The organism is Allobosea rubneri, assembly GCF_032464875.1.
Lineage (GTDB): Bacteria > Pseudomonadota > Alphaproteobacteria > Rhizobiales > Beijerinckiaceae > Allobosea > Allobosea rubneri.
In genome coordinates, this window is the sequence record NZ_JAWDID010000040.1 from 36,111 (window position 1) to 50,431 (window position 14,321).

Sequence of the window (14,321 nt, forward strand, 5' to 3'; positions counted from 1 at the left end):
ATGGACAAAGCCGGCGAAATGGCCAATCTCCTCGTTATCGCCACGCTGTCCTGCGAAACCCTGCCATCATGACCATTCACGATTCCGCCGTTCCCGCGCTCTCCGTCTGGGTCGCGCTGGAGAGCCCCACCCATCACGTGCCCGGCGTCAACGGCATGATGGACCTCGTCGCGAGCGAGGTCGAAGGCCTGCCGATCGCGGTCGAGCGCATTCCCGGCCGCGACGGGCTCGGCGACAGCCTGGTGCTGCGCGCCGGCGTCGACAATGGCGAGAAGGCCGTCGCGCTGATGTCGCATCTCGACACGGTGCACCCGGTCGGCACCACCGCCAAGGACCTGCCGGTCCGGGTCGAGGGCGACCGGCTTTACGGGCCCGGCGTCTACGACATGAAGGGCGGTGCCTGGCTGGCGCTGCAGGCCTTCAAGGATGCCGCCAAGGCCGGTGCGGCCCGGCGGCCCATGGTCTTCCTGTTCACGCCGGACGAGGAGATCGGCTCGCCGACGACACGCGGGCTGATCGAGGATATCGGCGGCCGGTCGATGGCGGTGCTGGTCACCGAGCCGGCGCGCGAGGGCGGCAAGATCGTTACCGCGCGCAAGGGCGTCGGCCGCTTCGAGGTCAAGATCGAGGGGCGCCCGGCCCATTCCGGCTCGCGCCATGCCGATGGCCGCAACGCCATCCGCGAAGCGGCGCACCAGATCCTCGCGGTCGAGGCGATGACCGACTATTCGCGCGGCATCACCACCACGGTCGCGCTGGTCGGCGGCGGCACGGCGGCAAACGTCATCCCGCAGCATGCCTGGTTCAGCGTCGATTGCCGCGTCACCACCGTTGCCGACGGCGCCGCAATGGAAAAGCGCATTCTCGGCCTCAAGCCCCATGATCCGGACGTGAAGGTCACGGTCAGCGGCGGCATGAACCGTCCGCCCTATGAGAAGAGCGCCGAGGTCGCTGCGCTCTACGAGAAGGCGAGGGCGATCGCCGCCGCAAGCGGCTTCGACCTGCAGGACTGCCCGATGACCGGCGGCGGCTCGGACGGCAATTTCACCGCGGCGCTCGGCGTCCCGACGCTGGATGGGCTCGGCATCGACGGCGACGGCGCCCACACCTTGCAGGAATACGGGCTGATCCCGTCGATCGCCCCGCGCCGGGCGCTGATCAAGGGGCTGCTCGAGACGCTGTGAGATTCCCTTCTCCCCTCGGGGGAGAAGGTGCCGGCAGGCGGATGAGGGCGGTGCGACCGGGGGACCCTATAGTCGCCTGAGCCTGTCCTTCCCTCATCCGTCAGCGCTTCGCGCTGCCACCTTCTCCCCCGAGGGGAGAAGGAAGAAGAGCCCCCTTCCGTTAGCCGGGCAAATCCGCTCTGATCCGCCTCAAGGCCGAGAAGCCGGCCGGAGCAAGGGAGCGCGGCATGAAGGGCTGGATCGCGGGCGTGCTGGGTGTCGTCGGGATGATGGTGACGGGAATGGCGGACGCTCAGGAGCTGATCGTCGAGAAGAAAATCTTCGAGCTGCCGAGCTACACCACGCAAGGCGGGCGCACGCTGAAGAACGTCAAGGTCGGCTGGGAGAGCTACGGCACGCTCAACGCCGACAAGTCCAACGCGATCCTGATCTGCCATTTCTTCTCGGCCAATTCGCACGCTGCCGGCAAATATGCAGCCTCCGACGCAGCGCCCGGCTATTGGGACGCGATCATCGGCCCCGGCAAGGCGATCGACACCGACAAGTATTTCGTCCTGTCCTCGGACACGCTGGTCAACCTCAACACCGGCGATCCGAAGACCACGACCACCGGCCCGGCCTCGATCGATCCCGACACCGGCAAGCCGTATGCGCTCGACTTCCCGATCGTGACCATCGGCGATTTCGTCAATGTCCAGAAGGCACTGGTCGAAAGCCTCGGCATCAGGAAGCTGGTCATGGTCGCCGGGCCGTCGATGGGCGCGCTGCAGACCTATGAATGGGCCGCGAGCCATCCCGACATGGTCGGCAAGGCGATGGCGGTGATTGGCGCGGCCGAGGCCGATGCCCAGCTGATCGCCTGGCTCGACGTCTGGGCGGCTCCGATCCTGGTCGATCCGAACTGGAACAAGGGCGACTACTACGGCAAGACGCCGCCCAATGCCGGGCTCGCCAAGGCGCTGACCGCGGTGACGCTGCAGGCCAATCACGGCGACTGGACCAATGGCACCTTCGGCCGCCGCCCCGCCAAGGAAGGCGACGACCCGGCCAAGGCGCTCGGCAACAAGTTCCAGGTGCAGAGCGTGCTCGACAATGCCGGCGAAGCGCGCGCCAAGCTCTCGGACGCCAACCATTTCCTCTATCTGGTCAAGGCGAACCAGCTCTATGCCGCTGGCGGAAAATCGCTTGCCGACGGGATGAGCCGGATCAGGGCGCCGCTGCTGATCGTCAGCCAGCCGAAGGACCTGGTCTTTCCGGATGAGATGATCCAGCGCAGCGTCGCCGAGGCGAAGAAGGCCGGGCGCGACGTCTCGCACGTCACCATCCAGGGTACGCGCGGCCATCTCGACGGGGTGATCTCGATGAAGCAGGCCGAAGGGGCGGTGAAGGCCTTTCTGGAGAAGTGAGGAGGATCGGTTGAGAGCGCCGATCGTCTCGCTGCGTGAGGTGACCGCCGATACGGTGCGCACAATCTGCGAGCTCTCGCCGCACGAAGCGCAGAGTGGCTTCGTCGCGCCGAATGCGGTCTCGATCGCGCAAGCCCACTTCAACCCGGCCGCGGTTTTTCGCGCCGTCTATGCCGATGACGAGCCGGTCGGGTTCATGATGTGGCGCCCGGGCGATGAGAGCGGGGGCTGCTTCCTCTGGCGTTTCATGATCGCTGGGGGACATCAGGGCAAAGGCTATGGGCGCGAGGCGATCGGGCTCTGGCTGAAGAGCCTGCCGCCGCAGGGATACAAGCTCGCCCAGACCAGCTACGTCGCGGGCGATGGCGGGCCGCACGGCTTCTATCTGGCGCAGGGTTTCAGGGACACGGGCGAGACCCGCGCCAATGGCGAAAGGGTCATGGAGCTGGCGCTGTAAGAGGTTTCCTACTGCGCAAAGCGCTCGCGATAGGCCTGCGGGCTGGCGCCGAGCCGGCGCAGGAAGGCGCGGCGCAGGGTCTCCTCCGAGCCGAAGCCGCAGCGGCGGCCGGCCTGGGCGACGGAGAGGCCCTGTTCGAGCAGGCGGCGCGCGGTCTCGATCCTGATCTCCTCGACGGCGCGGGCCGGCGTGCGGCCCGTGGCCTGGCGATAGTGCCGGGCGAAGCTGCGCAGGCTCATATTGGCCTGCCCGGCCAGTCTCTCCAGCGAGAGGTCGCCGCGCAGGTTCTCGACGATCCAGCCATGCAGGCGGTCGAAGCGCTCGTCTTTCTCCTGCAAGGTGAGCGCGGCGCTGAACTGCGCCTGGCCGCCGGGGCGCTTGAGGAAGACGACGAGCTGGCGGGCGATGGCGAGCGCCGGCTCCCGGCCGAGATCGGCCTCGACCAGCGCCAAGGCGAGATCGATGCCGGCGGTGACGCCAGCCGAGGTCCAGACATCGCCGTCGCGGACATAGATCGGGTCGGACTCCAGCCGCACGGCGGGGAACATCGCCCGGAATTCATCGCAGCGGCCCCAATGCGTCACGGCGCGCCTGCCGTCGAGCAGGCCGGCGGCCGCGAGCAGGAAGGCACCGCTGCAGACCGAGGCGACACGCTTGGCGGCCTCCGCGCGCTGCCGGACCCAGCCGAGCAGTGCCGGATCGCGGCAGGCAGCATTGACGCCATAGCCGCCGGCGACGACCAGCGTGTGCAGCGGCGCGGTTGGGTCGGGGAGCGGAGCCGCACCGAGTTCGAGCTTCGCGCTCGTGACGACGCGGCCCTCTTCCGCCACCACCGCGGTCTCGTAGGGCAGCGGACGTCCGGCGAGATGGGCGAGGTCATTGGCGGTGGCGAAGACCTGCAAGGGGCCGGCGACGTCGAGCAATTGCCCGCCGGGGAAGGTCAGGATCTCGATGCGGCGCTGGTTTGGCATGAAGCGAGGGCTTGTTGGCAATCCGGCCAAAGCTTCTTCCTCTAGGCTGCTTCCGTCAACCAGGAGATCATCCCATGTCCCTCAGCTTCGGCATCCTCGTCTTTCCGCAGGTTCAGCAGCTCGACCTGACCGGCCCCTACGAGGTCTTCGCCTCGGCCAAGGGTGCAGAGGTGCATCTGGTCTGGAAGGATACCGCTCCGCTCAAGGCCGCGACCGGGCTGACGCTGACGCCGACCACGACCTTCGCCGACTGCCCGCCGCTCGACGTGCTCTGCGTGCCGGGTGGTGCGGGGGTCAACGCGCTGCTGCAGGACGAGGCCGTTCTCGCCTTCCTGCGCGAGCGGGCGGGGCAGGTGCGCTATCTCACCTCGGTCTGCACGGGATCGCTGGTGCTCGGCATGGCCGGGCTGCTGAAAGGCAAGCGCGCGACCAGCCACTGGAATGCACATGATTTTCTGGCGCGTTTCGGCGCGATCCCGACACAGGGGCGCGTGGTGCGCGACGGCAATCTGATCACCGCCGGCGGCGTCACCTCCGGCATCGATTTCGGGCTGACGGTGGTCGCCGAACTGCTCGGCGAGGCGGAGGCGCAACTGATCCAGCTCTCGCTCGAATACGCGCCGGAGCCTCCCTTCCGGGCCGGCACGCCGCAGGAGGCGCCGGAGCCGATCCTGGCTGCGGCACGCCAGCGCCTTGCCGCTTCGCGCGCGGCGCGCGAAAAACTGCTAGCGGCGTCGTGAGCCGCGGTTGAACCGGAGCGGGCATGGCCGACGAGCGCAGCATCCTTCTGTTTTCCTACGGCACGCTGCAGCAGGAGAACGTCCAGCTTTCCTCCTTCGGGCGGCTGCTCGACGGCCATGACGACGCCATGCCGGGCTTTGTCCAGACCATGCTGGAGATCACCGACCCCGAGGTGATCCGCACCAGTGGCAAGCGTTTCCATCCGGTGGTGGCGCCGAGCGACGATCCGGCCGACAGCGTGCCCGGCAAGGTCTTCAGCATCACCGCCGAGGAACTCGCCGCTGCCGACCGCTACGAGGTCGCCGACTACAAGCGCATCAGCGTTCGGCTCGCCTCGGGCAAGCAGGCCTTCGTCTACGTCAAGGCCTAGTGCCGCTGCGGCAGTTCGGCTGATGGACAGGTTTCCGGGGCATCGCTATCGACGGCGCAGGAGAGCCTGTCGTTGAGCGCAGCCGAGTCCGTCAGAACAAGGTCTATTCGAGCCAGGTCCTGGGTCGCGATCGTCGCGGCCTATGTGCTCGTGTTGCAGGGGCTGTTCGGCGCGGTTCTGTCCGGGCAGAGCCTTGCGCCGGCGCTGCTCGACCGGACGATCTATCTCACGCTGTGCGCGCCGGGCTCCGAGAGTCTGCCGCTGCCGGGGGAGGAAAGGGCGCCGCACCTGCCGGCGTGCTGCCTGCTCGGCTGTGTCTGGATCGGCGCGGCCCATGCGCCGCCGGTTCGGGCCGCGATAGCCGAGCGAGCAGAGCCCCGTGTCGAGCCCGTCAGCTTCGGCGATCTCATAGCGCCGCCGCTGCCCGGGGAGGAGCGGCTCGCCGCCCGTCCTAGAGGTCCTCCTCACCTGACCTGACGCCGCAGCGGCCTTCCGGCCGCCCTGTCGCAATGACCGAAGCTCCGCCCGGCCCGGGCCGCCAGTGGAGCGTCGGCAGGTCAATCGAGGAATTCAGCAATGACCGCTCACGCGGATGTCCAGACGCGCGCCAATTCCGGCCGCGCCTTCGCCTTGTCTTTGGAATTCAAGGCCTTCATCACGAGGCTGCACTTCTATGCCGGGCTGCTCGTCGGCCCCTTCATCCTGATCGCAGCGCTGACCGGCACGCTCTATGTGCTGACGCCGCAGATCGAGCATCTGATCTACCGCGAGCAATTGACAGCGACGGCAGTAGGCGAGCCCGCTTCGCTCGCTGCGCAGGTCGAGGCCGCGCGCCGGCATATCGGCGACGGGCCGCGCTTCTTTGCGATCCGCCCGGCGCCGCGACCCGGCGAGACCACGCGGGTGATGTTCGCGCAGGCGGGGCTCGGTGATTCCGAGAGCCGGGCGATCTTCGTCGACCCGGTCTCCCTGGCGGTGAAGGGCGATCTTATCGCCTATGGCACCAGCGGCATCCTGCCCTTCCGAATCCAGCTCGACTATTTGCACCGCAACCTGCTACTCGGCGAGTTCGGTCGCAATTACAGCGAGCTCGCCGCATCCTGGCTCTGGGCGGTGGTGCTCGGCGGCAGCCTGATGTGGTTCTGGCGGCGTAACCCGAAGGCCGCCGAGCGAGTCCGTATCAATCCGGCGCTGCGCGATCGGCGTTGGCATGGGCTGATCGGCCTGACGCTTTCGCTCGGCCTCGTCTTCCTGTCGGTGACGGGGCTGACCTGGTCGAAACATGCCGGCGATCGGATCGACGCGCTGCGGGCCAATCTCGGCTGGGTGACGCCCTCGGTTTCGCTGAAGCTCGGCGCTGCGCCCGCAGTCGGTGGCGAGCACGCTCATCACGGCGATCACGGCCCTGCAGTGGGAGGGGCTGCTCCCGGCAGTGTCGGCCAGCTCGATGCCGTCTTCGCGGCGGCAAAGGCGGCGGGGATCGATTCCGGGCATGTCGAGATACGGCCGCCGCGCGGCGAAGGCCAGGCCTGGCTGGTGCGCGAGTACGACCGGAGCTGGCCGACGCAGGTCGACACGCTCGCGCTCGACCCGCGCGATCTCGCCGTTGTCAGCCGGGCCGATTTCGAGACCTTCCCGCTGGTCGCCAAGCTGATCCGCTGGGGGATCGACGCGCATATGGGCGTCCTGTTCGGTTGGCCGAACCAGTTGCTGATGGCGCTGCTCGGTTTCGGGCTGATGGTGGCGACCGTGCTCGGCTATCGGATCTGGTGGCGCCAGCGGCCGGCGCCCGGTGGGCTGCCGCGCACGCTCCTCCTCGCCTGGCTACGGCTGGGCTGGCCGGGCCGGGCGGCGACCATCGGGATGGCTGCCGCCCTGGGCTGGGCGCTGCCGCTGGTCGGCTTCAGCCTGACGCTGTTCTGCCTCGTCGATCTCGCTCGCTGGCGCCTCTCCAGGCCGGCCTGAGCGACCGAGCGCCGGGGCGTGCGTCGGCTGTCTCTCTGCCCGGCGCGGCTCAACCGCGGCGCCGGGCACATGGGGACCCCCGCCTGCTAGAGCGGCCGTTCCCGCAACGCCTTGAGCGCGACCTCCTTGGCGCCGTGGGCCAGTGCTTCCGTCGGATAGTCCTGGCGACGGAAGCGCCATTTATCGCGCAGCAGCCCGGCCTTGCCGACTGGCTCGGCTGCGAGCTTCGCAAGTTCGGCCTCGCGCGTCCGGCGCTTGGCCTCAAGTGTCGCGGCTGCTTCTGCCGCCGCGCGCTCCGCCGCACGGCGTTCACGCTCGTCCTGCTGTTCCTGGCTGATCTCGACCCAGCGCTGGGCGACCACGACGAGCCCCTCGGTATAGGGTGCGCCATAGCCGACGCCGTAGCCGCCCCAGTTCGAGCGGTCGAGCGAGACCATGTACTGGCTGGCGGCGTAGTAGTAGCTGGCGATCAGCGGCGTGACCGCCTTGATCTCCCAGCCGCCATCGTTCAGCTCTGCCGTCAGCGCGGCGAGGCTTTCGTCCAGCGCCTTCCGGTCGGGAGCGAGATGGCCCCAGGAGGCATCGCCCTTGCTGCCGGTGCTTTCGTCCTGGCAGCCGCAATAGAGCCGGTCGGTACGGCTCTCGAGGATGCGCGGCATGCTCAGATGTCGCCCATCTCTTCGAAGACAAGGCGCGAATGGGCGCCGGTCGTGCCGATGATGGCGCAGGAGGCCCTGTCGCGGCGGGGCGCCGGGCCGGTCATCACGATCCGCGAGCCGAAACCGCGCGGATTGTCCTCGATCACGCCCGAGACCGGATAGGGCGCCGGCTCGCAGCCCTTCTTGAAGACATAGGCGGTGCCGCTGACCCGCTTGCCGGCGAAGCGTCCCTCGAACAGCACCGTGCCGCGGCGGACCGTGCCGGCGATCGATGCCTTGGGCTCGTCATAGACGATCCTGCCGGCGCTCTGCTCCAGCACCATGGCGGAGCCATTATGGTCCCAGAGCGAGCCGTCGAGGCCGGCGGCGGAGCCGGGGCTGGCGGCTGTGGCGAGTGCGAAGCAGGCGGATAGGATGACGAGGCGCATATTGATCTCCCGATGCAGCCTCGTCTTAGCTGCAGGGCGTAAGCTTTTGTTCTTCCCTCGCCTTTCAAGTCGAGCGAGCGGATTTACCACTCCTTAGCCCGCACCTGCGCTGCCACGGTCGTCCCGGCCGAGGTTCGGCTAGCCGCCGCCGCCGACGACCGCGCGCACGCCGTCGATCACGAACTGCACGGCGAGCGCCGCGAGGATGACGCCGAGCAGGCGCGTCAGCACGACATTGCCGGTGACCCCGAGCAGGCGGGCGATCGGCACCGCCAGGAAGAAGACGGCGAGGCAGGAGAGGATGACGAGCCCGCAGATCACGGCGAGGGAGGTGAGCATCGCGACGTCGCCACCGGCGCGCCCGGCGAGCAGCATGACCGCCGTCAGAGCGCCGGGGCCGGCCATTAGCGGGATCGCCAGCGGGAAGGCGGCGACATTGCGGATATGGTCCTGGGTGATCGCCGTCTCGGCGGTCGCCTGCTTGCGCTCGTTGCGGCGCTCGAAGACCATCTCGAAGGAGATCCAGAACAGCAGCAGCCCGCCGGCGATGCGGAAGGCCGGCAGCGAGACGCCGAGCGCCTTCAGTACGAGGTCTCCGGCCAGCCCGAAGAAGGCCATGATGCAGAAGGCGATCAGACAGGCGCGGATCGCGACCTGGCGGCGCTCGTCATTGGTCATGCCGCGGGTCAGCGACAGGAAGATCGGCGCGAGCCCCGGCGGGTCGAGCGTCACCAGCAGCGTGACGAGGGCGGAAGTGAGATATTCGGCGAACATCCGGGGACCTTACGCATGGCGGCGCGCCGGCGTCACGCGCGAAACATGGCGAGATTGCGTCGGGGCTGCGGAACCGATTCAGGAATGGGCGGTAAAGCGCTGAAAAATCAGAGACTTATTTTCACTGGATTGTCTCGCCTTTTGCTGGCTTCGGCGCGTGGAATCGGATAGCCAGAAAGCTGAAAAACTGGGTTGAATCGGGGCATTTTCCCTTGAGCGAAGACAACGACGACAAGCGCGACGACGGCCCGCAGTTCGGTGGCGACATCAAGCCGATCGCGATCACCGACGAGATGAAGAAGAGCTATCTCGATTACGCGATGAGCGTGATCGTGAGCCGCGCTCTGCCCGATGTCCGCGACGGTCTGAAGCCGGTGCACCGGCGCATCCTGTTCTCGATGCACGAGAACAAGAACCTGCCCGAGCGGCCCTACACCAAATGCGCCCGCATCGTCGGCGACACGATGGGTAAATACCATCCGCACGGCAACCTCGCGGTCTATGACGCGCTGGTGCGCATGGCGCAGGACTTCTCGCTGCGCCTGCCGCTGATCGACGGCCAGGGCAATTTCGGCTCGATGGACGGCGACAGCCCGGCGGCTGATCGTTACACCGAGGCGAGGCTCGACAAGGCGGCGATGCCGCTCCTTGAGGATCTCGACCTCGACACGGTCAACTTTCAGCCGAACTATGACGGCAAGGAGCATGAGCCGACCGTCCTGCCGGCGCGCTATCCGAACCTCCTGGTCAATGGCGCCGGCGGCATCGCCGTCGGCATGGCCACGAACATCCCGCCGCATAATCTCGGCGAGGTCATCGATGCCTGCATCGCGCTGATCGAGAACCCCGAGATCACGATCGACGAGCTGATCGAGATCGTGCCCGGCCCGGACTTCCCGACCGGCGCCTCGATCATGGGCCGCAGCGGCATCCATTCGGCCTATCATACCGGCCGCGGCTCGATCGTGATGCGCTCGAAGACGCATATCGAGGAGCTGCGCAAGGAGCGCGAGGCGATCGTCGTCACCGAGGTTCCCTATCAGGTGAACAAGGCCTCGATGGTCGAGAAGATCGCCGATCTCGTCCGCGAGAAGCGGATCGAGGGCATCTCGGACCTGCGCGACGAGTCGAGCCGCGAGGGCGTGCGCGTCGTCATCGAGATCAAGCGCGACGCCGTCGCCGATGTCGTGCTGAACCAGCTCTACCGCTTCACGCCGCTGCAGACCTCGTTCGGCGCCAACATGGTGGCGTTGACCGGTGGCCGGCCGGAGGTGCTGAATCTCCGCGACTTCATCTCGGCCTTCGTCGAGTTCCGCGAAGAGGTGGTCTCGCGGCGCACGCGCTATCTGCTCAACAAGGCGCGCGAGCGCGCCCATGTGCTCTGTGGCCTCGCAACCGCCGTCGCGAATATCGACGAGGTCATCCGCCTGATCCGCACGGCTCCGACGCCGTCGGCCGCGCATGAGGCCCTGATGGCGCGCGACTGGCCGGCGGAGGACATCGCGCCGCTGATCGCGCTGGTCGACGACCCACGCCATCCGATGAATGCCGACGGCACCTACCGGCTCTCCGATGCGCAGGCCAAGGCGATCCTCGAATTGCGCCTCGCCCGCCTCACCGCCCTCGGCCGCGACGAGATCGGCGACGAGCTGGAAAAGCTCGCCAAGGAGATCGCCGACTATCTCGACATCCTGCGCTCGCGCGCCCGCATCCAGGAGATCATCAAGACCGAGCTCGCCGAGGTGAAGGCCGCCTTCGCCACGCCGCGCCGGACCGAGATCATGGACTGGGGTTCCGACCTCGACGACGAGGACCTGATCGCCCGCGAGGACATGGTCGTCACCGTCAGCCATGCCGGTTACATCAAGCGCGTTCCGCTCTCGACCTACCGGGCGCAGAAGCGCGGCGGCAAGGGTCGCTCCGGCATGGCGACCAAGGACGAGGATTTCGTTACCAGGCTCTTCGTCGCCGACACGCATACGCCGATCATCTTCTTCTCCTCGCTGGGCCAGGCCTACAAGGAGAAGGTCTGGCGCCTGCCGCTCTCGGCACCGAATGCGCGCGGCAAGTTCCTCAACAACATGCTGCCGCTCGACCAGGGCGAACGCATCACCACGGTGATGCCGCTGCCGGAGGACGAGGAGAGCTGGAGCCGTCTCGACGTGATGTTCGCGACGAAGAGCGGCAATGTCCGCCGCAACAAGCTCTCCGACTTCGTCCAGGTCAACCGCAACGGCAAGATCGCGATGAAGCTCGACGAGGGCGATTCCATCGTCGACGTGCAGATCTGCTCCGAGCATGACGACGTCCTGCTGACGACGGCGGAAGGCCAGTGCATCCGCTTCGCCGTGCCGGAGGTCCGCGTCTTCAAGGGCCGCGACTCGACGGGCGTGCGCGGCATCAACCTCGCCAAGGGTGACGAGGTGATCTCGCTCGCGATCCTGCACCACCTCGATGCCACCGCCGACGAGCGCGCCGCCTATCTCAAGCTCGCTTCGGCGGCACGGCGCGCCGTGACCGGCGATGGCGAGGAGGCGAGCGCTCCGGCCGCGGATTCGGAGGAGGCCGTCGGCGATATCGAGCTCGGCCAGGAGAAGTACGCCGAGATGGGCGCTTCCGAGCAGTTCATCCTGACCGTGTCGGAAAAGGGCTACGGAAAGCGCACCTCGTCCTTCGAGTATCGGGTGACCGGTCGCGGCGGCAAGGGCATCGTCGCCATGGTGGTGAACGAGCGCAACGGCAAGCTGATCGCCTCCTTCCCGGTGGTCGAGTCCGACCAGATCATGCTGGTCACCGATGGCGGCCAGGTGATCCGCGTTCCGGTCGATGCCGGGCCCAACAACCGCATCCGCATCGCCGGCCGCTCGACCCAGGGCGTCACCGTGTTCAACACCCATGGCGACGAGAAGGTCGTCTCGGTCGAGTGCATCGGCGATGCCGGCGAGGACAGCGAAGGCGAGGCTGAAGCCGAAAGCGGCGAGGGCGGTGACGCCGGAGAGGCCGGCGGCGAGGCCTGAGCGGCCAGTCACTGCCGAAGCTGGCAACCTTGATCGGGGCGCCGCTGCCTGGCCGGGCAGCGGCGCCCCTTCTCGTTTGGGCGCGGCAAGGCGGGCCTAACGCTAGTCAGGGCTGCGGGGCGACGGCCATGGCGGCGTGCGTGGTCGGGAAGAGCCGATTATCGCCGGCACCGCCCGGAGAGCAGGCGCCTGGTGGCAGCGCTCTGGCTAGCGGGTCGCGCCGGTCGGATGGATGGCGGCGGCGTCGGGGGTCGGCGTGAAGACAGCGTCGTTGAACGGCCCGCGGATCTTGAAGGGGGTGCGGGCCGTGCCGCTGGTCGCGCTCAGCACGCCGGCGAGTTCGAGCCAGCGCCGGCCTAGATCGGCGCTGCCGGTCATCGACAGCGCATAGCCCGGGCCTGCCATCTGCGCTTCGGTGAGGGTCAGCACGCCGCGGTTGGCGAGCGCCGCGAACTGGGCGGTTTCAAAGGTGGTCCTGCCGCCGCGCCAGTCACGTCCGAGAGGGGGCTTCTCGGCACGGCGCAGCAATTCGGCGAAATTCAGCCCCTTGAACTCGCCCTGGCGCAGCGTCGCATTGGCGCGGCCGGTCATGGAGCCGACGACCTCCTCCAGACTGTCGCCGCTGCCGTCGAGCGCGATCTGCCCGGTGGCGAAGCCGGTCAGCCCGCCGAGCAGCTCGGGAAGGTCGGCGCCTGCCTGCCCGAGGTTGACGCGGTCGAGCCCGAACTGCAGCTTGACCTCGGCTCCGGCCGGAACGGCGGTGGCAAGAAGGCGGGCGCGGGCCGTGCCGCCATAGGCCGAGGCGCGCAGCACCGACGCTTCGAACCGGCCCTTGCGGACCATGAGCTGCGCCGCGAGCTCGCCGAGCCGGGTCGGGCCGAGGCGGGCGGCGTCGAGCGAGATGCGCAGATCGACATCGTGGGCGGTCCAGCTGTCGAATTCGAGAGGCGTCCCGCCGGCCTCGCCGGTCGTCGGCGGCTTCTGTTCGCCGCCCTGGCGGAGCAGCCTGGCGAGATCGAACTCGGCGCCGGCCAGCGTGCCCGACAGCACCCTGCGAGCGCCGTCGCCATCGAGCTTCAGGACGCCCTCGAGCTGGTCGCCGTCGAGCTTGGCGATGACGCTGCTGAGCGAGATGTTGTCGCCGGCGAGCTGCGCCTCGGCCGTGAGCTCGACCTGCCGGACCAGGGTGGCGATGCGTGGACGCGGGCCGATCCAGGCGAGGGCATCGGGCAGGGAGCGCGTGTTGAATTCGACCTGGCCGGTGGTGACACCCTGGGCGGCGGAGCGCATGCCGTTGAGGCGGAAGCTCATCAGGTTCGAGGAGAGCGCGAACGCGACCCGGGAGCGCTCACCGGTCACCGGCCAGAGCAGGTTCACCTTGGTGGCTTCGCCACGCCAGGTGAAGCTGCCGGCGAAGGCGATCGGCTCGTCCGCCTCACGATCGTCGACGACGAGATTGACGTCGCGCAGGGTGGTCAGGATCGTGTTGCCGGAGCGCGCCATCAGGCTGCCCGAATGGATCACGAGCCGCGTCTCGCCCTTCAGCCCGGCGAGATAGCCCAAGGGTGGTGCGACCCAGCTGGCGTAGCTGTCGAGCCCGCCGGGAACGGCGATGTCAATTTCGGGCCTGATCAGATCGACCCGGTCGAAATCGAGCTGGCCGCCGACCAGCGAGAGCAGGCGCGTGCGGGCCCGCAGCCGCAGGGCCGTCCCCGACAGCGTGCCATCGGGCGCGGAGAAGGTGACCTCGGACAGGCTGACGCGCGGCATCGGCAGGAAGGCGATCTCTGCCCGCTTCAGGGACGTGACCTTCAGGCCGACACGCTTCTCGATGCCGGCGACGACCTGCCGTTCGACCAGCGCCAGTGCCAGCCCCCAGGATTGCAGCCCGAGCACGAGCAGCAACGCGGCAACTGCCAGGCCGAGAATGGAAGCGCGTCGTGTCATGGGCCTCGGTCTGCGCCGCGGCTGCCGTTCGGGCCGCATTGCAAAGGGGTGATCGCAAGCGAATCAGCGCCAACAGGGCCGAAACGGCACTCGCGCGGCAAACGGTGTATTCCCCCCTCTCGCGAATGTCGAGTTTACAAGGCCGGATTCAACTGCCGGTGGCCAGTTTCTCGCCGTCGCCGGCGCGCGCCAGCATGATCGCCGGGTAGATCCCGATCAGGACGATCAGCAGCGCCGCCAGCGCGCCGTCCTCGAAGACGCCGCGCGAGGCGTGGCCATAGACCAGCGTCGCGAGCGTGTCGAAGTTGAGCGGCCGCAGCAGCAGGGTCATCGGCAATTCCTTCATGCAGTCGACGAAGACCAGCAGGGCGGCGGCGGCGACGGCGGGGCGGGCCAGCGGCC

General features: G+C 68.1%; 13 protein-coding genes and 1 pseudogene. 8 read left to right on the plus strand and 6 right to left on the minus strand.

Annotated elements, in window-relative coordinates; all coding sequences use genetic code 11:
- Positions 1 to 68 precede the first annotated feature (68 nt).
- The 3 genes from RKE40_RS21280 to RKE40_RS21290 all read left to right on the plus strand — a co-directional run bounded on the left by RKE40_RS21280 (position 69) and on the right by RKE40_RS21290 (position 3,047).
- The gene (locus tag RKE40_RS21280) at positions 69 to 1,184 is read left to right on the plus strand and encodes a M20 family metallopeptidase (RefSeq protein ID WP_316020211.1); all 1,116 of its coding nucleotides are present in this window, start codon (positions 69 to 71) and stop codon (positions 1,182 to 1,184) included.
- 227 nt (positions 1,185 to 1,411) lie between these two features.
- Positions 1,412 to 2,590 (plus strand): E22 family MetX-like putative esterase, encoded by a 1,179-nt coding sequence (locus RKE40_RS21285; RefSeq protein WP_316020212.1) that lies wholly within the window; start codon positions 1,412 to 1,414, stop codon positions 2,588 to 2,590.
- 10 nt (positions 2,591 to 2,600) lie between these two features.
- Positions 2,601 to 3,047 (plus strand): GNAT family N-acetyltransferase, encoded by a 447-nt coding sequence (locus RKE40_RS21290; RefSeq protein ID WP_316020213.1) that lies wholly within the window; start codon positions 2,601 to 2,603, stop codon positions 3,045 to 3,047.
- Positions 3,048 to 3,055: 8 nt separating this feature from the next.
- Here RKE40_RS21290 and RKE40_RS21295 read toward each other — a convergent pair whose 3' ends face one another.
- The gene (locus RKE40_RS21295; protein ID WP_316020214.1) at positions 3,056 to 4,018 is read right to left on the minus strand and encodes a GlxA family transcriptional regulator; all 963 of its coding nucleotides are present in this window, start codon (positions 4,016 to 4,018) and stop codon (positions 3,056 to 3,058) included.
- 74 nt (positions 4,019 to 4,092) lie between these two features.
- Between RKE40_RS21295 and RKE40_RS21300 the strand changes: the two genes are divergently transcribed.
- From RKE40_RS21300 to RKE40_RS21315, 4 genes are all read left to right on the plus strand, one after another.
- A complete protein-coding gene (locus RKE40_RS21300; RefSeq protein WP_316020215.1) occupies positions 4,093 to 4,758 on the plus strand; it encodes a DJ-1/PfpI family protein in 666 nt (221 codons plus the stop codon).
- 23 nt (positions 4,759 to 4,781) lie between these two features.
- Positions 4,782 to 5,129, plus strand: coding sequence for a gamma-glutamylcyclotransferase family protein (locus RKE40_RS21305; RefSeq protein WP_316020216.1), 348 nt, complete (start codon positions 4,782 to 4,784; stop codon positions 5,127 to 5,129).
- A gap of 72 nt (positions 5,130 to 5,201) precedes the next feature.
- Positions 5,202 to 5,606, plus strand: coding sequence for a hypothetical protein (locus tag RKE40_RS21310; protein WP_316020217.1), 405 nt, complete (start codon positions 5,202 to 5,204; stop codon positions 5,604 to 5,606).
- Between the two features lie 99 nt (positions 5,607 to 5,705).
- Positions 5,706 to 7,094 carry a PepSY-associated TM helix domain-containing protein gene (locus RKE40_RS21315; protein ID WP_316020218.1) on the plus strand — a complete coding sequence of 463 codons (1,389 nt, stop codon included), beginning with the start codon at positions 5,706 to 5,708 and terminating at the stop codon, positions 7,092 to 7,094.
- Between the two features lie 86 nt (positions 7,095 to 7,180).
- On the opposite strand, the gene RKE40_RS21320 is transcribed toward RKE40_RS21315, so the two are convergent.
- The 3 genes from RKE40_RS21320 to RKE40_RS21330 all read right to left on the minus strand — a co-directional run bounded on the left by RKE40_RS21320 (position 7,181) and on the right by RKE40_RS21330 (position 8,955).
- On the minus strand, positions 7,181 to 7,753 hold the full coding sequence (locus RKE40_RS21320) for a hypothetical protein (RefSeq protein ID WP_316020219.1): 573 nt from the start codon (positions 7,751 to 7,753) through the stop codon (positions 7,181 to 7,183).
- 2 nt (positions 7,754 to 7,755) lie between these two features.
- The gene (locus RKE40_RS21325; protein WP_316020220.1) at positions 7,756 to 8,181 is read right to left on the minus strand and encodes a hypothetical protein; all 426 of its coding nucleotides are present in this window, start codon (positions 8,179 to 8,181) and stop codon (positions 7,756 to 7,758) included.
- A gap of 138 nt (positions 8,182 to 8,319) precedes the next feature.
- Positions 8,320 to 8,955 (minus strand): MarC family protein, encoded by a 636-nt coding sequence (locus RKE40_RS21330; protein WP_316020221.1) that lies wholly within the window; start codon positions 8,953 to 8,955, stop codon positions 8,320 to 8,322.
- A gap of 212 nt (positions 8,956 to 9,167) precedes the next feature.
- On the opposite strand from RKE40_RS21330, the gene gyrA reads away from it, so the two are divergent.
- Positions 9,168 to 11,972, plus strand: a complete 2,805-nt coding sequence (gene gyrA, locus RKE40_RS21335; RefSeq protein WP_316020222.1) for a DNA gyrase subunit A — start codon at positions 9,168 to 9,170, stop codon at positions 11,970 to 11,972.
- 207 nt (positions 11,973 to 12,179) lie between these two features.
- On the opposite strand, the gene RKE40_RS21340 is transcribed toward gyrA, so the two are convergent.
- Both RKE40_RS21340 and RKE40_RS21345 read right to left on the minus strand, forming a co-directional pair.
- Positions 12,180 to 13,919: an AsmA family protein gene (locus RKE40_RS21340; protein ID WP_316020223.1), complete on the minus strand. Its 1,740-nt coding sequence runs from the start codon at positions 13,917 to 13,919 to the stop codon at positions 12,180 to 12,182.
- A gap of 148 nt (positions 13,920 to 14,067) precedes the next feature.
- Positions 14,068 to 14,321, minus strand: a pseudogene (locus RKE40_RS21345) (iron ABC transporter permease); the annotation flags it as partial.